This window comes from Arthrobacter sp. BF1, from assembly GCF_056680215.1.
Map to the genome: position 1 here is coordinate 448,352 of NZ_CM155271.1, position 20,625 is coordinate 468,976.

A 20,625-nucleotide genomic window follows, 5' to 3' on the forward strand; every position below is an offset into this window, starting at 1 on the left:
ACTGAGTCGCAGTTAATGCTGTTATGAGCGTTCAAAACGGCATTAACTGCGACCTACTTGGGCAGTTTGCTCGTTAGGATGGGGCGGTGACTGAACCCAAGACGCCGGATGCCGCCACACCTGCGGGCGCGGCCAAAAAGCACGGCCGGGACGGAAAATCCAACGCCACGATTTACGACATCGCGAGGATTGCCGGCGTCAACGCTTCCACGGTTTCGCGGGCGCTCAGCAAGCCCGGCCGGGTCAGCCCCAAAACGCAGAAGCTGATCGAGGACGCGGCCGCCGAGCTGAATTACCACGTCAACCCGTTCGCCCGCGCCCTTCCCACCGGCAAGACAAACACGTTCGGCCTGATCGTCGCGGACATTACCAACCCCACCTTCTTCGACATAATCCGCGGCGCCGAAACCACCGCCACGGACCGCGACTACACCCTGGTCCTTGCCGAATCGGCCGAGTCCCCGGCAACGGAACTGACTGCCGCCCGCCGCTTGATGGCCACCGTAGACGGCCTTATCCTGGCAAGCCCCCGCATGGACGATGACAACATCCGGGCCCTGGCCCGGGACAAACCCGTGGTGGTCATCAACCGCGAAGTGGAGGGGGTGCCGTGCGTGGTGCCGGACGTGCACAAGGGGCTCAGCGAGGCGGTCCGCAGCCTGGCCGGGAATGGCCACCGGAGGATCGCCTACGTGGCGGGCCCGCCTGAATCGTGGATGTCCGAGCGGCGCTGGGAGGGAGTGCAGGCAGCCTGCGAGTGGTCCCGGCTGGAGGCAGTCCGGCTTGAGTCCACCAAACCAACGGTCGACGGCGGCCGGCAGACTGCGCGTGATGTCCGCGCCAGCGGTGCCACAGCGGTGCTGACCTACAACGACCTCCTCGCTATCGGGCTGATGCAGGAACTCCAGGCCGCCGGCATGAGGGTGCCGGACCAGATCAGCATCGTGGGCTTCGACGACATTTTCGGTGCGGACTTCACGACGCCGCCACTTACCACCGTGCGTTCGCCGCTGGGGGAGTGCGGGGCGGGCGCTGCTACGCGGCTCCTGGATCTCCTGCACGGAAGCGGCGAGCCGGCGGGCACCCTGAGCGTGGAGACGGAGCTGGTACTCCGCGGTTCCAGCGGACGGATCCTGTCCGCCTGACCAGCCGCGGGACGGGCCCCGCACCGGTGCCTGGCAATTTTTGGCAACCGGTTGACAAAGACGGGGACCAAGCCGGATTATTGACGTATGTCACAGTCGATTGCTGCCAACCCAGATAGGCTCCTGCCCGCCGACCCAGGAACGCGCAGCATCGCGCGCGACCTGCTCCAGCGCGTCCAGGACCTCCCCATTATCTCCCCGCATGGCCATGTTGACGCTGCTGTCATCGAGAACAACACGCCCTTTCCTGATCCGGCGGCGCTGCTGGTCAGCCCGGACCACTACGTCACGCGACTGATCCACGCCAACGGCATCTCCCTTGACAAGCTGCGCGCGGGCGGCGCCACCACCCCCGAGTCCAGGGACATCTGGCGCACCTTCGTGGAAGCCTGGCCGCTTTTCGAGGGCACGGCGTCGGGCTACTGGCTCCGCACCCAGTTCGACAGCGTCTTCAAGCTGGGCGCAGACCTCGGCGAGATGTCCGCTGACGCCAGCTATGACGCCATCGCCGCCAAGCTCGTTGAGCCCGGCTTCCGTCCGCGCCAGCTCTTTAAGGACTTCAACATCGAGGTCCTGGCCACCACGGACGATCCCCTGGACAACCTCGCCAGCCACAAGGCGATCGCCGAGGACCCGACATTCAACGGCCGCGTCCTGCCGACCTTCCGCCCGGACCAGTACCTGAACGTCGCGCACCCCACCTGGAGTGCCAACGTGGACCGCCTGATCGACGCCGCCGGCGATGGCGCCACCGGGTACGCCGCCTACATCACGGCCCTGGAGAACCGCCGCCGCTACTTCGTGGAACACGGCGCAGTCTCCGCCGACCACGGCGTGGCCACGCCCGCGACACTCAAGCTGGACCGTGCCGAGGCTGAGCGGATCTTCGAACTCGCCCGGGCCGGCAAGGCCACAGCAGAGGACCGCAACACCTTTGAAGCCCACATGATGTACCAGATGGGCCGCATGTCGGTGGAGGACGGGCTGGTCATGACCATCCACCCGGGCTCCTTCCGCAACCACCACACGCCTACGTTCGAAGCCTTCGGCGCCGACACAGGCCACGACATTCCGTTCGCCGTGAACTACACCGAGGGCGTCCGTGACCTGCTGCAGGACTTCGGCACGGCCAAGGACTTCCACCTGGTGCTCTTCACCATGGACGAGACGGTGTTCTCCCGCGAACTGGCACCGCTGGCCGGGTTCTACCCGTCCGTCTACCTTGGCGCCCCCTGGTGGTTCCTTGACGCCCCCGATGCGATGCTGCGGTTCCGCTCCGCCGTGACAGAAACCACCGGCTTCTCCCGTTCCTCGGGCTTCATCGACGACACCCGCGCCTTCTGCTCCATCCCCGCCCGCCATGACGCGTCCCGCCGGATTGAGGCCTCCTTCCTGGCGCGCCTCGTGGCCGAGCACCGTGTCAGTGAGGAACGTGCCCACGAACTCATCGTGGACATCGTCGATTCGTCCCCGCGAAGGGTTTTCAAACTGTGACCACCGAACAGACAAGCCCCGCACAGGCCAGCGAAACTGCCGGCGCAGGCGCCCTTCCCCAGCTGAACCGCACGCTCCGCACGGCACCCAAGCCGCCGGTCCGGATCGTCCACCTCGGACTCGGCGCCTTCCACCGCTCGCACCAGGCGTGGTACACCGGCCAGGCGGGCGACGCCGCGGAGTGGGGCATCGCGGCCTTCACCGGCCGCCGCCCGGACGCTGCCGTGGCACTTGCCGAGCAGGACGGACTCTTCACCCTCGTGGAGCGCGCTGACAGCGGCGACTCGTTCGCCGTCGTCGGGAGCATTGTTGAAGCCGTGGACGGCGCGGACGTTCAGCGGCTCGCCGAACTCGTTGCCGCACCCGCCACCGCCATGGTCACGCTGACTGTCACCGAAGCCGCGTACCGGCTGGGTGCCGACGGGCAGCTCGACACCGCAGCGTCCGACGTCGCCTCGGACCTTGCACTGCTGGGTTCAGGCAGCGGGAACCCGTCGACGCCGTTGGGCCGTTTGGTCTTTGCCCTCGCTGCCCGCCGGGCTGCCGGAGCCGGGCCGATCGCCGTCGTCTGCTGCGACAACCTAGCCAACAACGGCACCGTTGCGCGCAACGCCGTGACCGGCCTGGCTCAGGCCTGGGAGGCGGACCTCGCAGCCTGGGTTGAGGCCAACGTGAGCTTTGTCAGCACGTCCGTGGACCGCATCACGCCGCGCACCACGGAAGCCGACATCGCCGCCGTCGAGGCCGCCTGCGGGTACCACGACAACTCGCCGGTTGTTGCTGAACCCTTCACCAACTGGGTGCTCAGTGGTGACTTCCCGGCCGGTCGCCCGCGCTGGGAAGATGCCGGCGCGGTCTTCGTTGACCACATTGAACCTTTCGAGAACCGCAAGCTGTGGCTCCTGAACGGCGCGCACTCCCTGCTGGCGTACGCCGGGCAGCTCCGCGGCCACACCACCGTGGCCGAAGCCCTGGCGGACCCGGAGTGCCGCAACGCCGTGGAAAGCTTCTGGGACGAGGCCGAGGCCAACCTCTCCGGTGCGGCCGCCGGCGGCGCTGACCTCCAGATCCCCGCGTACCGGGACGCCCTGCTGGCCCGGTTCAGCAACGCACGCATCGCCCACCACCTGGCCCAGATCGCCATGGACGGCAGTACCAAGCTGCGCATGCGGTCAGTGCCGGTCCTGCTGGCCGAACGCGCCCAAGGCAAGTCCGGAGCTGCTGCCGCACTGATGATTGCCGCCTGGATGGACTTCAGCGCAGCAGCCGAGACGTTCCACGATCCGCTCGCGGCAGAGGTGGCGGAGGCCAACAAGCTCGAAGGCCCGGGGCGTGTACGGGCGCTGCTGGCGCTGATTGATCCGGCTGTGGCTGCGGACGATGCCGTGGTGGCGCTGGTTGCCGGCCTGCTCGGAACTTTCGCGGCACGCTCCTAGCCGGACGTCCCGGTACAACAGAGGTAAAACAGCGCTGCCCGGTCCACGAAGTTGGACCGGGCAGCGCTGTTTCCGCTGACGTGGGGTTTCGTTAATTATTGGCAGAAATCTATGGCAACCGCTTGCCATTTTATTGCCAAGTGACTAGGATTACAGCAACGAGTTACAGGCGGCGGCACTCCCGTCCCACGTGGATTTCCGGTTGAGGCATGGCCAAAGATTCACCGCTTCATAGCATTTCAATATTTCGCCGGCCCCCAAGGCGGCAAGGGTAAAGGAGCCCAATCATGAAAAAGCTAAACAAGCTCAGCATCATCGGCTACGGGGCCGGCGATGCCGCAAACAACCTCGCTTTCACCACTGCCACCATGTTCCTCCTGGTGTATTACACGGATGTCGCCGGTATCTCCGCAGTTGCCGCCGGAACCCTGCTGCTTGTAGTCCGCTTGTTCGACGCCTTCGCCGACGTCTTTGCCGGCCGGATCGTTGACCGGACCTACAGCAAGCGCTTCGGCAAGTTCCGTCCCTTCATCATGTTCGGCTCCATCCCGCTGCTCCTGCTGAGCGTGGCAGTGTTCTCCGTTCCGCAGATCGGTGAATCGGGGATGCTGCTGTACGCCTACGTCACCTACGCAGCCCTTGGCCTGGCCTACAGCCTCGTGAACATTCCGTATGGCTCGCTGGCCGGCGCCATGACGCAGGATCCGGGCGAGCGCGCAAAGCTCGGCTCGGCCCGCCTTGTCGGCGCCCTGACCGTGAGCTCCGCCCTAGGCATCTTTGTGGCCCCGCTGATCAAGCCCGGCGCAGACCTCCAGCAGATGTTCACCACCATCACCCTGGTCTTCGTGGTGATCGGAACGGCGCTGTACTTCTTCACGGCCCTGACTGCGAAGGAGCGCGTCCACCGCAGTGTCCCCAACGTCTCGCTCAAGCAGAGCATGGAGACCCTCAAGACCAACAAGCCCCTGATGATGCTGTGCCTGAGCTCTTTCTTCTTCCTCACCGGGTACCTGGCCCTGACTTCCGTGCAGCTGTACTACCTCCGTGATGTCCTCGGCCGTTTGGATCTCTACCCCGTACTCTCCATCGTCCAGCTAGCATTGACCTTCGTGCTCGCGGCCTTTATGTCCCGCCTGGTCCGCACCATCGGCAAGAAGAACGTCTACATCTACTCCTCGATGATCACCATCGCAGGCGGCGTGATCATCTTCTTCACCCCTGCCAGCCAGGTCTGGATTGGTTTTTCAGGCCTCGTCATCAGCCTGATCGGCGTCCTCGCCGTAAACATCGTGGTCTGGGCCCTGGAAGCCGACACCGTGGAATACGGCGAGTGGAAGACCGGAGTCCGCACCGAGGGCATCACCTACGCGCTGTTCTCCTTCACCCGTAAGTCCGGCCAGGCTGTAGGCGGCGCACTTGCCGCCTACGCCCTCGCTCTTGGCGGCTACAAATCGGGCGGCGTTGCGCAGACTCCAGACGCCATCTTCGGTATCCAGGTGGCAGCCGGCGCGCTCCCCGCCGTCATGGTGCTCCTTGCGGTATTGGTCATGTCCAAGTACAAGTTGACAGATGCCACGCACGCGGAAATCCTCAAGGAGATCCAGGCCCGCCGCACCAAAACGGCGTATGCCAGCAGCCCGGCTGACGCCAGCCACGACGCCACCACCGCCGGCGGCACCACCCCCGCAGCCGACGCCAGCACTTCCGCTGGCGCCGGCAAGCCCTCGCGCCAAAAGCTTTAGTACCACCACCTGACCTGAAGTCCTCGAAAGGATCTGCCGTGAAAATCATTGCCGCTGAAGTGTTCGTGACAAGCCCGTCCCGGAACTTTGTGACCCTGCGCATCACAACGGACGACGGCGTCACCGGCATCGGTGACGCCACGCTCAATGGCCGCGAACTGGCTGTCGCCGCATACCTCAAAGAGCATGTTGCCCAGCTGCTGATCGGCAAGGACCCGCACAAGATCGAGGACACCTGGCAGTTCCTGTACCGCAGCTCGTACTGGCGCCGCGGCCCGGTCACCATGGCTGCCATCGCCGCCGTGGACATGGCACTGTGGGACATCAAGGGCAAGATGGCCAACATGCCGGTCTACCAGCTGCTGGGCGGGGCTTCACGCAACGGCCTGCGCGCTTACGGCCACGCTTCCGGCGCGGATATCGAATCACTGTTCGATTCCGTCCGCGAGCACCTGGAACTGGGCTACAAGTCAGTCCGCATCCAGACCGCCGTCCCCGGCATCAAAGCCGTCTACGGTGTGGCTGCCCAGGCCCAGGCCTCCGGTGAGCGCTACGACTACGAGCCCGCCGGCCGCGGCGCGTTCCCCGTCGAAGAGGACTGGGACACCCGTGCCTACCTCCGTCACCTGCCCACCGTCTTCGAAGCCGTGCGCAACGAGTTCGGCCCGGAACTGCCGCTGCTGCATGACGGCCACCACCGCATGACCCCCATCCAGGCGGCCAAGCTTGGCAAGGCGCTGGAACCGTACGACCTGTTCTGGCTCGAGGACTGCACCCCGGCCGAAAACCAGGAGGCCCTGCGCCTGGTCCGCCAGCACACCACCACCCCGCTGGCCATCGGTGAAATCTTCAACACCGTGTACGACTACCAGACCATCATCAAGGAACAGCTGATCGACTACGTCCGCGCAGCCTCCACCCACTTCGGCGGCATCTCCCCGCTGAAGAAGGTCATGGACTTCGCCGCCCAGTACCAGATCAAGTCCGGCTTCCACGGCCCCACCGACATCTCCCCGGTGGGCTTCGCCGCCCAGCTGCACGTAGGCCTGGCTATCCACAACTACGGCATCCAGGAATACATGCAGCACTCGGACAAGACCAACGAGGTCTTCGAGCAGTCCATGACGTTCGTGGACGGCTACCTGCACCCGGGCGACAAGCCCGGCATCGGCGTCGAATTCAACGAAGAGGCCGCCGCTGCCTACCCGTACCAGCAGGCCTACCTGCCGTACAACCGCCTGGTGGACGGCACTGTCCATGACTGGTGAGGCACCACTGGTGAACATCGCTACTTCGCCCTCCGCAGGAGGAGGGGCCGCTGGTCCGCGCGTCATCGTGATGGGCGTCTCCGGCTGCGGCAAGACCACCATCGGTGACCTCGTGGCCCGCGAACTCGGTGTACCGTTCCTCGACGGCGACTCCCTCCACCCTGTGGACAACGTGGCCAAGATGGCCGCCGGCATGCCGCTGACCGACGAGGACCGCTGGCCGTGGCTCGCCACGGTGGGTTCGAAACTGTCAGCAGCCGGCGAGGGTGGCCTGGTCCTGGCCTGCTCGGCACTTCGCCGGAGCTACCGCGACGCCATCCGGGCCCAGGCGCCGGATACGGTGTTCCTGCACCTGCACGGCAGCAAAGAGGTTCTGAGGGCACGGACTGAAGGGCGTTCCGGCCACTTCATGCCGCCGGCGCTGCTGGAATCGCAGCTCGCCACCCTCGAACCGCTGGAAGCCGATGAGGCAGGCATCGTGGTGGACATCGCCGGGCCGGTGGCCCAGGTGATGGTGGACGCGCTGGCGGGAATTTCCGCCGCCGTGAACGCCGTCGCCAAGGCAACTGCAGCGCCCGACGGCGGAACTCCGGCAGGTGCCTCAGTGGGCGGTGCCTCCGTGAGCGGCACCTCCGGTGCCGCCGGCACCCCGGGCCGCCAGTTCGACGTCGACCTTAAGGCCGCGCCGTTCAACCTCGATGACGCAGCGGTTGACTGGGTGAATTCCACCCTGGAATCGATGACTCTTGAGGAGAAGATCGGCCAGCTCTTCATCAACCACAACAACGATTACTCCCCGGAGTACCTCGACGGTGTGCTGGAGAACTTCCACGTGGGCGGCATGCGCTACCGGCCGGGGCCCTCGGGCGCTGTCCAGGAACACATCCGTTACGCACAGTCCAAGTCCAAGGTGCCGCTGCTGGTGGCATCCAACCCGGAAATGGGCGGCGCCGGAAGCTGCGACGACGGCACGTTTGTGTCCACGCACCTGCAGGCAGGGTCGCACCCGGACAAGACCATCGCACGGAAGATGGGCCAGGTGGCCGGCGTCGAAACCGCGGCGCTGGGCTGCAACTGGGCCTTCGCGCCTATCGTGGACATCCACTACAACTGGCGCAACACGGTCATCTCCACCCGGTCCTTCGGCAACACGCCGGAGATCGTGGTGGAGCGCGCCAAGGGATACTTCGACGGCATCAGCGAGTCACCCACCGCGTGCGCCATGAAGCACTTCCCCGGCGACGGTGTGGACGAGCGCGACCAGCACGTGGTCACCTCCTACAACACCTTTGGCTACGACGAGTGGAACAAAACCTACGGCCACGTGTACCGCGAAATGATCGGACACGGCGTGCAGTCGATCATGATCGGGCACATCGGGGCCCCGGAGCTGTCCCGTCACTTCCGGCCGGGCCTGGCGGACAAGGACATCAAGCCCGCCACGCTGGCGCCGGAACTGCTCCAGGACCTGCTCCGCGGCGAGCTCGGCTTCAACGGGCTGATCCTCACGGATGCCTCGCAGATGATCGGGCTCACCCAGGCCATGAAGCGCAGGGACCTGGTTCCTGCGACCATTGCCGCGGGCTGCGACATGTTCCTGTTCTTCCGCAACCCGGCCGAGGATTTCGGGTACATGCTGGACGGCTACAAGTCCGGCGTCATTACCGAGCAGCGCCTGCACGACGCCCTGCGCCGCATCCTGGCACTCAAGGCCTCACTTGGCCTGCACCGCAAGGAACGCGACGGGCTGGTTCCGCCGGCGGAGGCGCTGGCCAGGATCGGCAGTGCGGAGCACCGTGCGGTTGCCGCCGAGGTAGCGGACAAGACCGTCACCCTGGTCAAGGACACCGCAAACAACCTGCCCATCACGCCGGAAACGCACAAACGGATCCGCCTGTACGGGATCTCCGGCGACTCGGACTTCACCCGGGCGGACCCGCTGGCCTACCTCGACAAGGTCAAGGACGAGCTGGAAAAGGCCGGCTTCGAGGTGCACCTGTTCAAGACGGCCGCCCAGCGTGAAGCTGCGGGGGAGACCGTCATCAACTTCATGTCCGTCATCTCGGAGGAAGCCACGGGCGACTATGCGGACAAGTATGACGCCGCGTTCGTCTTCGCCAACGTCAAGGGTTTTGCCCAGGAAGCGGCCATCCGCATCAAGTGGTCCACCCCCATGGCGGCCGAGATCCCGTGGTACGTCACCGAGGTTCCCACGGTGCTGGTGTCGCTGAACCAGCCCAACCACCTCATCGACGTGCCGATGGTCAAGACCGCCATCCACACGCACGCCGATTCCGTGGAAGCCATCCGGGCCACGATCGAGAAGATCATGGGCAAGTCCGAGTTCCAGGGCACGTTCAACGAGAACGTCTTCTGCGACTCGTTCGACACCCGGCTCTAGCCGGATAACTGCACCAGCAAAAGCCGCACGCGCATCAATTGCGAGTGCGGCCTTTGTTTGTCCGGCGTAGCGTTAGGGCATGGAGCGAACGGGGTGCGCTGTTGTAGGGGGAGGCCCGGCGGGCATGATGCTGGGGCTGTTGCTGGCCCGGGCGGGCGTGAACGTCACTGTCCTGGAAAAACACGGCGACTTCCTGAGGGATTTCCGCGGCGACACCGTGCATGCCTCGACGGTCCGGCTGATTGACGAGCTGGGCCTTGGCGACGAGTTCCGCAAACTTCCGCAGAGCCGGCTAAGCACCGTTGCCTTACCTGTCCCGGGGGCGGGCCTGGTCACCTTCGGCGATTTCGCGTCGTTGAAGCCCCCGTACAACTACATCGCCATGATGCCGCAGTGGGATTTCCTGAACTTCCTGGCCACGGAGGCTGCGCGCGAACCCACGTTCACGCTCCTGATGGAACATGAAGCCACGTCGTTAATGCTCGACGGCGGCCGCGTCACCGGCGTCCGCTACCGGACGCGTGATGGCCGGGAAGGCGGGCTCGGCGCGGACCTGGTGGTGGGCGCCGACGGGCGTCATTCCGTGTTGCGCCGGGACGCCGGGTTGCAGCCGAAGGAGTACCCCGTGCCCTTCGACACCTGGTGGTTCAGGCTTCCGCGACATGCCTCGGAAAAGGGTGCGGTGGCGGGTATCGTCCCCGCATTCCGGCAGGGGGAAGCCATGATTGCGCTGTTCCGTGACGACTACTACCAGATGGGGTATCTCGGCCCGAAGGGAATGGACGCGCGGCTCCGGGCTGAGGGGGTGGAACGGTTCAGGGAACGGGTTGCCGGCCTGCGTCCCGACCTGGCCGACCGCGTGGACTCGATCCGTTCGGTTGAGGATCTTCACTGGCTGGATGTGCGGCTGGACCGGCTGAGGCAGTGGTACGTGGATGGGCTGCTGTGCATCGGCGACGCCGCCCACGCTATGTCCCCGGCCGGAGGCGTGGGGATCAACCTTGCCATCCAGGACGCGGTCGCGGCCGCGACCCTGCTGGCTCCCGCGCTTCTCCAGGGGCACGTGAGCGTCAGGGACCTCGCGGCAGTTCAACGGCGGCGCAGGATGCCCACCGTTGTTGTGCAAACCGTCCAACGCGTCATGCACCGGGCGGTCTTCGTTCCATTGTTCGCCGGGAAGAGGACAGGGGTCCCGCCGTTCCTGCTCTTTGTGGTCCGGAATGTTCCGCTGGCGCGTCGGCTCCTGCCCCGGATGATCGCCTTCGGACCCCGGCCCGAACATGCACCGGCCTTTGCACGCCGCGCTCGGCCGCGGGAGGCAGAGGGTCGCGCCGTCACAAACCCGGAAACCACTAAACTGGATACCATGACTTCCCCTCTTGATGCCGCCGCTGCACGTGCCCGCCTCCTTGAACTGATCAAGGAACTTGCCGTTGTCCGCGGCAAAGTCATCCTCTCCAGCGGTGCCGAGGCGGACTACTACATCGATCTGCGCCGCATCACGCTGCACCACGAAGCGTCCAAATTGGTGGGTCAGGTCATGCTGGCATTGGCTGACGACGCCGGGATCGACTTTGAGTGTGCCGGCGGCCTGACCATGGGTGCTGACCCCGTGGGAACCGCGGTGATGCACGCGGGGGTTGATGCCGGCCGTCCCGTGGACGCCTTTGTGGTCCGCAAGGCTCAGAAGTCCTACGGCATGGGCCGACAGGTTGAGGGCCCGTCCGTCGAGGGGCGCAAAGTCCTGGTGCTTGAGGATACGTCCACCACCGGCGGGTCCGCGCTGACCGCCGTCGAAGGCGTCCGCAAGGCAGGCGGCAACGTGGTGGCCGTGGCGGTCATCGTTGACCGTGACACCGGAGCCAAGGAAAAGATCGAGGCCGAGACCGGAGTGCCGTACCTGTTCGCCTTCGGCAAGGATGAGTTGGGACTTTCCTAACAGTCGGGCTTGGGCGCAGGCGCAGGAGCCGAGGGGTCGGTATCATATTCTCAGGCCTTTCGCACCACCTGGAGAAATGCGCACCATGCTCACACCGGAATCACCCTTTAACACCACCGAACGGGTCCAGAACCTTATCCTGGAAAGTGCGGATTTTGAGGAGTTCCTCAATGAGCTGGCCAGGTTTTCGGCGCACCAGATGGCGGGCGACGGCGATGACGCGCTGTGCGGCATAACCCTCCTCCGTGACCGCAAGGCGGCCACCATCGGCTGGAGCAGCGACGATGCCCGGGACGTGGACGAAATCCAATACTCGCTGGCGCAGGGGCCCTGCCTCACCGCGGCCGAGGAACAACGCGAAGTCAACGTACCCGACCTCTTCGAGGAGGACCGGTGGGGCCCGGCCTACGCGGACGCAGTGGCGTCCCATGGGCTGCGTTCCGTGCTTTCGCTGCCTTTTAACCTTCAGGGCGAGGCAAAGGCTGCGCTGAACCTGTATTCGGATGTCCCGCATAAATTCGACGAACGCGCCGCAGCCAAGGCCCGGGGCTTTACCCGGGAGATCTCCCAGGCCCTGCGGTTGGCGGTCCGGTACGCAGTCCACAGCGACAACGCCACCAACCTCCGTGCCACCTTGGAGTCCCGCACCATCATCGATATCGCGCTCGGCGTCGTGATGGCGCAAAACCGCTGCAGCCAGGACGCCGCCGTTCAAATCCTCACGGACGCCTCAAGCAACAGCAACACCAAGCTGCGCGATATTGCCAAAGCACTCGTGGACTCCGTGGGCGGAGCCGGCACCCGCACCCACTATCAGCAGCCAGGACAGGGCAAGGCGGGCTCACGCCCACCCGCTGCGCTTGTGCCGGACTCAACCGACGGCTACGCTTACGGAGGTTGAGCCGTCGGCCGTAGACACCCCTTTATTTGGAGTACCTATGGAGCACCCCTCAAATGGCACCGCTTGCTTAAACGCCACCACCAGCCGCGACGAACTGACCGACACCGTCCGGATTGACGTCCTCGGCAACCTCAACCAAGCATCGCGCCCAGCCCTCGTCCGCATGATCCAGAGACTCCGCAGCATGGGGATCCAGTCCCACATCAGCGTGGACCTCTCCCATGCCGCCCGGGTGGAATCAACTGCCCTGGCGGGTCTTCGCACGGACTTGAACACGATGGAAGGCGCACCCGGCACTCTCGGCGGCGGCGTCTCGTTGATACTGACCGGCGTGGACGCTGAACAGCCGGCCGACAACACCGTAGTTCCGCTACGGGAAATCACTGATGTGCTTGCGGCCGAGCTTGCGGCCGCTGTTGAAACAGGCAGGCGAGGGGGCAGCGAGCCGGCTTTGGTGCCGCTGGCCATCCGCCCACTGGAGGAATACTCCGACGAGGAGCTCTTCGCCGCCAGCGACGAAGTCTTTACTCTGCTTGACGACCCCGAGGCCTTGGGTGGCCCGGACCTGCTTGGCCGGTACAACGACATCGGCCAGGAAATTCTGCGGCGAACCCCGCTCAGTGAGATCCTGAACCCGGCAGGGGAGCGGCAAGCCGCAAGCTGACGCCATTCCCCCCGCCCGATTCCAGCCCGATTCCCCGCCCGCCGCCCAGCCAAGGAGAAGCCGGGTTGCGGGGGCGGCTTCTCCTGTGGCTACGGTAGAGATGTGCCGTACAGGGAGGAAGCAGAACCGCTGGAGCAGCCAGGGCAGCCAGGGTCTCAACAAGCCCGCCTGCTTGCCGATGCCGCTGCCCTCAAGAGGTTTTCACGGCGCGGGTTCCTGGCAGGAGCGGGCGCCTCAACCGTGCTCGTGGCGGATATGCTCTTGACCCGCCGGGTCCAGGCGGAGCGGCGGGTCAACAGAATCCTGCAGGTCCCGGACGACTTCGCCGACGCATACTATCCGAATGCCAGCTGGTTCCTGTTTCCGGGCTTCAAGACCAGCTGGGAAGAGGCGCAATGGATACTAAACGCCCTGCGGGGGTCGTTGAACAAACGGGGCCAGCTCGCCGCCGTCGGCTATTCCAACCAGGGGCTGGATATCGACCAGGTGGTCATGGCGGTCATTGAACACGTCCGCGCCAGGAACCTCACCAGGCTCTACTTCTACGGCCACAGCTTCGGCGGCATGGTAGCCACCCAGGTGGCGGGGCGGCTCCGGGAACTCCACGGCGTGGACGTGGAGTTCATTTTGCTGGACTCCACTCCCTACAGCCGGAGCGATGTGCTGGACGAGAGCTGGTTCGACGGCGTTGTGTTCCTTTACGAGCGCGGCTTCCGGGTCCCGTCGGTGCTGAGGGGCAGCTACGAACTGGGGGAGCGCGTCATGCACAAGGACGAGCGGACCTGGCGGCAGATTTTTGACCAGAGCATGGAGCAGTTGTCCCCGATCGCGCCGTCCAGTGTGCTGATTCAGTCCGAGTCGGCGTACATTTACCACTTCGACGGGAACCGCTTCGTGGACCAGCTCGGCAGTGCGCGGATGGCGTATATCGGCAACACCAAGGACCGCACCGTCAGCTACCAGACGGCCAGGAGCGCGTGGTCCACCGCCTTCGCGCCCCACATGGTGTCCATGGACCTGCAGACCGAGGGTGCCCTGCCGGCGCACGCGAGCCCGGGCTGGAGTCCGCTCGTCTACCGGCCCATCGTGGACAAGCTGATGGACCAGTTCTTCCCGCTGCCCCGCGGCGGCTCGAAAGTGAGCGTCTTCTAGATCTGGTTCTTCAGGTCCGCCACGGAATTCAGCACCTGGTTGGGCCGGAACGGGTAGGCGGCAATATCGCCGCGCTGGGTAATGCCGGTGAGCACCAGCACCGTGTGCAGCCCGGCCTCCATGCCGGCAATGATGTCGGTGTCCATCCGGTCGCCGATCATCGCGGTGGTTTCGGAGTGGGCATCGATCTGGTTCATCGCGGAACGGAACATCATGGGATTCGGCTTGCCAACAATGTACGGTTCCCGCCCGGTGGCCTTGGTGATCAGGGCGGCGATGGCACCCGTGGCGGGCATTGGTCCGTCCTTGGACGGCTGGGTGGCGTCAGGGTTGGTGGCAATAAAGCGGGCCCCGGCCAGGATCAGGCGGATAGCCATGGTGATCGCTTCGAAGGAGTAGGTGCGGGTTTCGCCGAGCACCACGAAGTCCGGGTCCTGGTCGGTGAGGATGAAGCCTGCCTCATGCAGCGCCGTCGTCAGCCCTGCTTCCCCGATGGTGTACGCGCGGTTCCCGGACCCGGAACCACGCACCTGGTCCTTGAGGAACTGGGCCGTGGCCAGCGCCGACGTCCAGATGTTCTCCTCGGGAATCTCGAGACCGGAGGCACGGAGCCGGGCCGCCAGGTCGCGCGGCGTGAAGATGGAGTTGTTGGTCAGCACCAGGAAGCGTTTGGACGTGTCCACCCAGCGCTGGATCAGTTCCGCGGCGCCCGGGACGGCCTGGTTTTCGTGGACCAGGACGCCGTCCATGTCCGTCAGCCAGCATTCGATCTCCTGGCCGCTGCGGTAAACCGCCGGGTTTCCCACTGCCTGGTCTGCCTCTGCCACATTTACCTCCACAAGATGTGTGCTGTTCCTGGTCCAGTCTGTCATTCTTTGGACCCGGAACACGCGCGGCAGGAGAAACTCAGGGCGGCGCCGTTCCCGGGCTGCCCGGCCCGTCGGCTAGGCTCGAAGCCGGCACTACGGTGCCCATCGGCTGCGGATCGGGGGATGTCCGCGGTGATTCACGGTGCCGGCCTGCGCCGGCTGGTCCCCGACGTCAGAAATCACCGGGCACCGCGGGACCGCTGGATGCCTGCCAGCACCTGAAAGGGACCGCCATGAGCAACCACCACAGCGCGCCCCCGCCACCCCCCAAGGGATGCAGCGGGCAACCTGCTGCACCCCCAGTACGCGCAGGCGCCACCGGCCGGCCAGCAGTACCCCGGCCAGCAGTACCCGGGTCAGCAGCAGCCGGGCCCGTATGCGCAGCCGCCTGCGCCGCAGCCCCCGCACAGCAAAAAGAACCTGCTCATCGTTCTCGGCATCATTGCCGCCGCCGTGATCGTGGTCCTCGTGGCGGTGTTTGCCTGGGTGATCCCCACCTTCGCGAAGTCCCGGGCCGCGGACAACCTGGCTCCCGTGGCAACGTCTGATGCGGCGGCGGAAAGCGCTGCGCCGGAAGAATCAACACCGGCGGAGGCGCCGACGTCGGGCAGTACCGCGGGCGATGTGCCTGCCGGAGCCTTCCCGCTCCCGCCGGGCTGGGACGAGCTGCAGGGGCCGGCGAACATTCCTGCCGAGGGCGACCCGCTGTTCAGCCGCTTTGTCACCGGTGAGTCGTCTTTCCAGTACCTCGCCGCCTGGACCGGTGACGACACCTTCGGGATCACTACCGACCCGATCACCGGCACCCCGATGCAGCAGAAGGCGCAGGGGACCGAGGAGCGGGACGGGGACGGCATCGCCTTGGCCTACGCCTTCTTCGCCGAAGCGGAAGAGGGTAAGTACGGTAAGGAGCCCGCGAAGGTGCATGCAGCAATTCAGGAGATTGAAGCGAAGCTCAAGGCCATGCCCGCCGTCGAATTGCCGCAGCACCTTGTGGGCCACAAGTGCGCCGGCAGCTTCGAAACCACCGCGCCGGAAATCCGTGAGTTCCGCCGGACCGAGGCAGTGGTCATCGGCTTCACCTGTGTCAACGCCCGCGGTGAGACCATCCAGGCCGTGAACCTTTTCAGCGTGACCCCGTGGGGCACACCCCAGATGATGGGCGTCAGCGGACACGCCACCTACTGGGATCAGAACCCGGACCTGCTTGAGAAGATCGCCAACTCCTACCGCGCCAACCGCTGGAAGCTGGCGGGCTGACCCCGGCTAGAGTTGGAGGGTGACTGACCACCCCCAAACGCCGCCGCTGCCCGTGCCACCGCCCGAGGAGGAATACCAGCCAAAGCCGGAGGTCGGCGTCGGCCCCTGGGAAGGTGAGCTGCCCGAAGGCGAGCATTGGGACCATGAACTGCTGGCGGACGGAGACCGGCGGAACGTGGTGGACCAGTACCGGTACTGGAAGCACGACGCGATCGTCGCGGACCTCGATTCCAAGCGGCACAACTTCCACATCGCCATCGAAAACTGGCAGCACGATATGAATATCGGCACCGTGGTGCGCACCGCCAACGCGTTCCTCGCCAAGGAAGTCCACATCATCGGACGACGCCGGTGGAACCGCCGCGGGGCCATGGTCACCGACCGCTACCAGCACGTTCGCCACCACCCCACCGTGGAGAATTTCGTGGCATGGGCGCAGGGGGAGGGGCTCGCCATCATCGGTATCGACATCTTCCCGGATTCCGTGCCCCTGGAAACCTACGAACTTCCCAAGGACTGCGTGCTGGTGTTCGGCCAGGAGGGCCCGGGGCTGACGCCTGAAGTCCACGCCGCCGCCCTAGCCACCCTCTCCATCGAACAGTTCGGTTCCACCCGTTCCATCAACGCGGCCTCGGCGGCGGCCATCGCCATGCACGCCTGGATCCGCCGGCACGTGTTCAACCAGACGGTCTGATCCCGCCGAGAGTGCACTTCGCGCTGGTCGAGTTGCCCTGCACCAGCGCGAAGTGCGCTTTCGGTGCACCCGACGAGCGCAAGGCTGTGGATAACTCCTGCGAGGCAGCGCGCCGGGGCAACAATTAGGCATGCGCAAAGCTGAGTTGCCAGACCATCTCAAGGGCGTGGCCTTTGCCCTGCGGACGTCGGACAAAGCTGGCGTGACACGCACCCGGACCAGGGCAAAGGATCTCCTGCCGGTGTCCCGCGGGATACGGGTTCCGCTGACCGCACAGCCATCCGGTGCTCACGCTCTGCGAGCCTACACGGAGGTGGATGACGCCTCCATACTCGCGCTCTGCTCAGCCGCGCGGGTGCTGGGGATACCGGTCCCTGCTCCGCAGGAAGGCGACTGGCGTATCCACCTGGCAAGGCGCCGCGGTTTCGCCGCTCCACGCAGGGCCAACGTAGCGGGGCACCGCCTGACGCTGACACCGGATGAGGTCATGGAGTACGACGGCGTCCGCCTCACCACACCGGCCAGGACGTGGCTCGACCTGGCCTCCATGCGCAACTCCGTGGACGATCTCGTAGTGGCGGGGGACTACCTGGTGAACAGTCACGGGGAGGATTTTCCGTTCCCGCGCGAGTCCATATGCAGAATTCAGGAGTTGCGGGACATGATTATTCGGCATCCGGGGTTGCGGGGGATCCGGAAGGCACGCGAGGCGCTGGAGCTGATCCGTGTGGGTGCGGACTCCGTCCCCGAAAGCAGGATGCGTCTAGCCCTTCTAACGGCAGGACTGCCCGAACCGGTTCTGAACTACGTCGTCCGCGGTGATTCCGGGCTGCCGGTTCTCTGGCCCGATGCGGCGTACCCCGATCACCGGATCGCCCTGCAATACGACGGTGAACACCATGCCCGCGAGGACCAGTATCAAAGGGACATAGTCCGGGCCGAGGTGGCCGCCCGCCATGGATGGCACGAGGTCCGGATTTCGAAGAACGATCTTAAGGGCGACCGGCCAGGCGTCGTTGGCAAGGTCCGCAGTGCCCTGGCCTATCGCGCCCAGAGCGCACTTCGTGCTGGTCGTGGCGCCAGACACTAGCGTCAAATGCACTCTCGGCGCGTAAGTGTTACCGGCCCGCGTGACCCGAAACACTGCCGCTGCAGAGAAATGGCTAGGATGGTGGCTAGCCGTAAGAGGTCTACTCCAGGGTCACAACCCATAGACGAAAACTCAGCATAGGAGTCAGCATGCCCATTGCAACCCCAGAGATCTACTCCGAGATGATTGACCGTGCCAAGGCCGGCGGCTATGCATTCCCGGCCGTCAATGTCACCTCCTCGCAGACGCTGAACGCCGCACTGCGCGGCTTCGCCGAAGCTGAGTCCGATGGCATCGTCCAGGTCTCCACCGGCGGTGCCGCGTACTGGTCCGGCGCTGCCACCAAGGACATGGTGGCCGGTTCGCTCGGCTTTGCCGCGTTCGCCCGCGAAGTTGCGAAAAACTACAACGTCAACATCGCACTCCACACCGACCACTGCCCCAAGGACAAGCTGGACGGCTTTGTCCTGCCGCTGCTGGCAGCTTCGGAGGCCGAGGTCAAGGCCGGCCGCAACCCGATCTTCAACTCGCACATGTGGGACGGATCGCACGAGCCGCTCAACGAGAACCTGAGCACCGCGCGCGAGCTGCTGGAGCGCACCGCCGCCGCGAAGATGATCCTCGAAGTTGAAATCGGCATTGTGGGCGGCGAGGAAGATGGCGTGGAAAACGCCATCAACGACAAGCTGTACACCACGGTCGAGGACGCCCTGGCCACCATCGAAGCCCTCGGCGCCGGCGAGAACGGCCGCTACATCACTGCCCTGACCTTCGGCAACGTGCACGGTGTGTACAAGCCGGGCGGTGTTAAGCTGCGTCCGGAGATCCTCAAGGACATCCAGGCCCAGGTAGGAGCCAAGCTCGGCAAAAACAGCCCGTTCGACCTCGTGTTCCACGGCGGCTCCGGCTCCTCCGACCAGGAAATCGCCGACGCCGTCTCCTACGGCGTGATCAAGATGAACATCGACACCGACACCCAGTACGCATACACGCGTCCCGTGGTGGACCACATGTTCAAGAACTACGACGGTGTGCTGAAGGTCGACGGCGAAGTGGGCAACAAGAAGCTCTACGATCCGCGCGTCTGGGGCGCCTCCGCCGAGGCCGGCCTGTCCGCCCGCGTCGTCGAGGCAACCAAGCAGCTCGGTTCAGCCGGAAAGACGTTCTAAATATGTCCGACGAGTTCCGTAAGAACCTGATGGGCCCCGAGCCCACGCTCCTGCCTGCCGAGACTGACGTCTATCAGCAGCTGGATGCCGGCACGGAAGCCCTGGACCTGGTGGAGAAGCACCCCACATCGTCGCTGTTGTGGGCTGTGCTGGCGGAGGAAGCGTGGGCGGAGGGCCGCACCATCGACTCCTACGCCTACTCCCGCGTTGGCTACCACCGGGGCCTGGACTCGCTGCGCCGCAACGGCTGGCGCGGCGTGGGTCCCATCCCGTGGGAGCACGAGCCCAACCGCGGCTTCCTGCGCGCGCTGTACTCGCTGGGCCGTGCGTCTGCGGCCATCGGTGAGGCCGAGGAGCCCGAGCGCATCGAGAAGTTCCTGAACGATTCGGACCCGGCCGCGAAAGCAGCCATCGAAGGCAAGTAGCAACGGGTTAAATTACGACGGCGGGCGGTTACCTTTCAGAAGAAAGGTGACCGCCCGCCGTCGTACCGGAGGTTGAGCGGGTGGTGGGCCCACGCCCGCCGGGTTCCCTGACCGAGCTTGCGAGGTGAGGAAGCGGGTGGGGACTAGCTGGCAGCCTTCGCCAGACCGGTGCGGGCCATGGCGTCGGCGTAGGCGACGCGCATGTCCTCGAGGTACTGCTCCTGGCGGGCGGGGGTTCCCGCGAATGCACGGCCGCTGAGGGAACGGACCTTGTAGGTCTTCAGGCCACGGCGCCAGATCATGGGCACCTCGGTCTTCAGCAGGAGGTTGGCGAGGCGGTTGGCTTCGGTGCCGTGTGCCACGATCACCGAGGCGCGGGGGACCAGCGCCAGGAACTTGAGCAGCGGCTTGAGGCCGGAGGAGATCTGGTCCGGGGTGAACTTGCCGTTGACCTCGCCGGGGGTGTGCCACGGGTGGACGTTCCACGGCATCACGAATTCCGGGCGCAGGCCCAGCTTCCACTGGATTCCCAGCATCCGGGTGGCGGCGTCATCGTCGCCGGCGGTGATGAAGCCGGACGGGTCCGCCTCGCCGATGTTGGAATAGAGGCTGATAATGCGGCACTCGTCAACGTCGTGCATGGGGTCGACGTAAGGAACTTCAGTGTGGGGCTTGACGCTCTGCAGGGAATCGCACAGCTCGTTGACGACGGCGACGTTGGGCTCGTAACGGCGGCTCATGAGCTGTTCACGGAAAGATTCGGGGGCCAGGGCTGTCATATAGTGCAAAGTCTCCTGCGGGGCTCGGTGCTGCGCCACCCCGGAAATGGGCGCGGTAGGGCGCGGAAAATCCGGGATGGTTTGAAATGTGGTGTGGACCGATTCCTAGTCGATCTACATCAGTCTATCAAGCCCAGCGAAACGAAACGCCGGCCCGGGAGCTTTCGATTCCGGTTGGAGGGGCCCCAGCAGCGTCT

At 65.3% G+C, this 20,625-nt stretch carries 17 protein-coding genes and 1 pseudogene; 16 read left to right on the top strand and 2 right to left on the bottom strand.

Annotated features, from left to right (window positions below; translation table 11 throughout):
- Nucleotides 1-86: 86 nt before the first annotated feature.
- The 11 genes and pseudogenes from AC1MCD_RS02185 (at nucleotide 87) to AC1MCD_RS02235 (ending at nucleotide 14,142) form a co-directional block, all read left to right on the top strand.
- Nucleotides 87-1,145, top strand: coding sequence for a LacI family DNA-binding transcriptional regulator (locus tag AC1MCD_RS02185; protein WP_498675462.1), 1,059 nt, complete (start codon nucleotides 87-89; stop codon nucleotides 1,143-1,145).
- A gap of 87 nt (nucleotides 1,146-1,232) precedes the next feature.
- A complete protein-coding gene (gene uxaC, locus AC1MCD_RS02190; protein ID WP_498675464.1) occupies nucleotides 1,233-2,639 on the top strand; it encodes a glucuronate isomerase in 1,407 nt (468 codons plus the stop codon).
- Nucleotides 2,636-4,075 carry a mannitol dehydrogenase family protein gene (locus tag AC1MCD_RS02195; RefSeq protein ID WP_498675466.1) on the top strand — a complete coding sequence of 480 codons (1,440 nt, stop codon included), beginning with the start codon at nucleotides 2,636-2,638 and terminating at the stop codon, nucleotides 4,073-4,075. Before uxaC ends, AC1MCD_RS02195 begins: the two co-directional genes overlap by 4 nt.
- A gap of 287 nt (nucleotides 4,076-4,362) precedes the next feature.
- On the top strand, nucleotides 4,363-5,817 hold the full coding sequence (gene uidB / locus AC1MCD_RS02200; RefSeq protein ID WP_498675468.1) for a glucuronide transporter: 1,455 nt from the start codon (nucleotides 4,363-4,365) through the stop codon (nucleotides 5,815-5,817).
- Between the two features lie 38 nt (nucleotides 5,818-5,855).
- Nucleotides 5,856-7,085: a D-mannonate dehydratase ManD gene (manD, locus tag AC1MCD_RS02205; protein WP_108600586.1), complete on the top strand. Its 1,230-nt coding sequence runs from the start codon at nucleotides 5,856-5,858 to the stop codon at nucleotides 7,083-7,085.
- 70 nt (nucleotides 7,086-7,155) lie between these two features.
- Complete coding sequence (locus AC1MCD_RS02210) at nucleotides 7,156-9,486, top strand: gluconokinase, GntK/IdnK-type (protein WP_498678492.1); 2,331 nt, start codon at nucleotides 7,156-7,158, stop codon at nucleotides 9,484-9,486.
- Between the two features lie 127 nt (nucleotides 9,487-9,613).
- A pseudogene (locus AC1MCD_RS02215) lies at nucleotides 9,614-10,729 on the top strand (FAD-dependent oxidoreductase); the annotation flags it as partial.
- A gap of 123 nt (nucleotides 10,730-10,852) precedes the next feature.
- A complete protein-coding gene (gene pyrE, locus AC1MCD_RS02220) occupies nucleotides 10,853-11,425 on the top strand; it encodes an orotate phosphoribosyltransferase (protein WP_498678495.1) in 573 nt (190 codons plus the stop codon).
- Nucleotides 11,426-11,510: 85 nt separating this feature from the next.
- A complete protein-coding gene (locus AC1MCD_RS02225) occupies nucleotides 11,511-12,326 on the top strand; it encodes a GAF and ANTAR domain-containing protein (protein WP_498678496.1) in 816 nt (271 codons plus the stop codon).
- Nucleotides 12,327-12,363: 37 nt separating this feature from the next.
- On the top strand, nucleotides 12,364-12,990 hold the full coding sequence (locus tag AC1MCD_RS02230) for a hypothetical protein (RefSeq protein WP_498675472.1): 627 nt from the start codon (nucleotides 12,364-12,366) through the stop codon (nucleotides 12,988-12,990).
- A 102-nt stretch (nucleotides 12,991-13,092) separates the two neighbouring features.
- On the top strand, nucleotides 13,093-14,142 hold the full coding sequence (locus AC1MCD_RS02235; RefSeq protein ID WP_498675473.1) for an alpha/beta fold hydrolase: 1,050 nt from the start codon (nucleotides 13,093-13,095) through the stop codon (nucleotides 14,140-14,142).
- Here the strand turns inward: AC1MCD_RS02235 and AC1MCD_RS02240 are convergent.
- Nucleotides 14,139-14,981: an HAD-IIA family hydrolase gene (locus AC1MCD_RS02240; RefSeq protein WP_498678498.1), complete on the bottom strand. Its 843-nt coding sequence runs from the start codon at nucleotides 14,979-14,981 to the stop codon at nucleotides 14,139-14,141. The two genes, AC1MCD_RS02235 and AC1MCD_RS02240, sit on opposite strands and share 4 nt — an antisense overlap.
- A 483-nt stretch (nucleotides 14,982-15,464) precedes the next feature.
- Between AC1MCD_RS02240 and AC1MCD_RS02245 the strand changes: the two genes are divergently transcribed.
- From AC1MCD_RS02245 to AC1MCD_RS02265, 5 genes are all read left to right on the top strand, one after another.
- A complete protein-coding gene (locus AC1MCD_RS02245; RefSeq protein WP_498675477.1) occupies nucleotides 15,465-16,271 on the top strand; it encodes a hypothetical protein in 807 nt (268 codons plus the stop codon).
- Nucleotides 16,272-16,290: 19 nt separating this feature from the next.
- Nucleotides 16,291-16,965, top strand: coding sequence for a TrmH family RNA methyltransferase (locus AC1MCD_RS02250; protein ID WP_498675479.1), 675 nt, complete (start codon nucleotides 16,291-16,293; stop codon nucleotides 16,963-16,965).
- A 130-nt stretch (nucleotides 16,966-17,095) separates the two neighbouring features.
- Entirely contained in the window at nucleotides 17,096-18,055 is a 960-nt protein-coding gene (locus AC1MCD_RS02255) for a hypothetical protein (RefSeq protein ID WP_498675481.1), read from the top strand.
- Between the two features lie 149 nt (nucleotides 18,056-18,204).
- On the top strand, nucleotides 18,205-19,224 hold the full coding sequence (gene fbaA / locus AC1MCD_RS02260) for a class II fructose-bisphosphate aldolase (RefSeq protein ID WP_498675483.1): 1,020 nt from the start codon (nucleotides 18,205-18,207) through the stop codon (nucleotides 19,222-19,224).
- 2 nt (nucleotides 19,225-19,226) lie between these two features.
- Entirely contained in the window at nucleotides 19,227-19,649 is a 423-nt protein-coding gene (locus AC1MCD_RS02265) for a DUF3151 domain-containing protein (protein ID WP_498675485.1), read from the top strand.
- Between the two features lie 143 nt (nucleotides 19,650-19,792).
- On the opposite strand, the gene AC1MCD_RS02270 is transcribed toward AC1MCD_RS02265, so the two are convergent.
- The gene (locus AC1MCD_RS02270) at nucleotides 19,793-20,428 is read right to left on the bottom strand and encodes a uracil-DNA glycosylase family protein (protein ID WP_498675486.1); all 636 of its coding nucleotides are present in this window, start codon (nucleotides 20,426-20,428) and stop codon (nucleotides 19,793-19,795) included.
- Nucleotides 20,429-20,625: the final 197 nt, after the last annotated feature.

Bases quoted from the DNA above. Each gene is read 5' to 3' on its own strand.
- uxaC (WP_498675464.1), top strand. From the start codon at position 1,233: ATGTCACAGTCGATTGCTGCCAACCCAGATAGGCTCCTGCCCGCCGAC.
- uidB (WP_498675468.1), top strand. From the start codon at position 4,363: ATGAAAAAGCTAAACAAGCTCAGCATCATCGGCTACGGGGCCGGCGAT.
- AC1MCD_RS02210 (WP_498678492.1), top strand. From the start codon at position 7,156: ATGGGCGTCTCCGGCTGCGGCAAGACCACCATCGGTGACCTCGTGGCC.
- pyrE (WP_498678495.1), top strand. From the start codon at position 10,853: ATGACTTCCCCTCTTGATGCCGCCGCTGCACGTGCCCGCCTCCTTGAA.
- AC1MCD_RS02225 (WP_498678496.1), top strand. From the start codon at position 11,511: ATGCTCACACCGGAATCACCCTTTAACACCACCGAACGGGTCCAGAAC.
- AC1MCD_RS02230 (WP_498675472.1), top strand. From the start codon at position 12,364: ATGGAGCACCCCTCAAATGGCACCGCTTGCTTAAACGCCACCACCAGC.
- AC1MCD_RS02255 (WP_498675481.1), top strand. From the start codon at position 17,096: ATGCGCAAAGCTGAGTTGCCAGACCATCTCAAGGGCGTGGCCTTTGCC.
- fbaA (WP_498675483.1), top strand. From the start codon at position 18,205: ATGCCCATTGCAACCCCAGAGATCTACTCCGAGATGATTGACCGTGCC.
- AC1MCD_RS02265 (WP_498675485.1), top strand. From the start codon at position 19,227: ATGTCCGACGAGTTCCGTAAGAACCTGATGGGCCCCGAGCCCACGCTC.
- AC1MCD_RS02270 (WP_498675486.1), bottom strand. From the start codon at position 20,428: ATGACAGCCCTGGCCCCCGAATCTTTCCGTGAACAGCTCATGAGCCGC.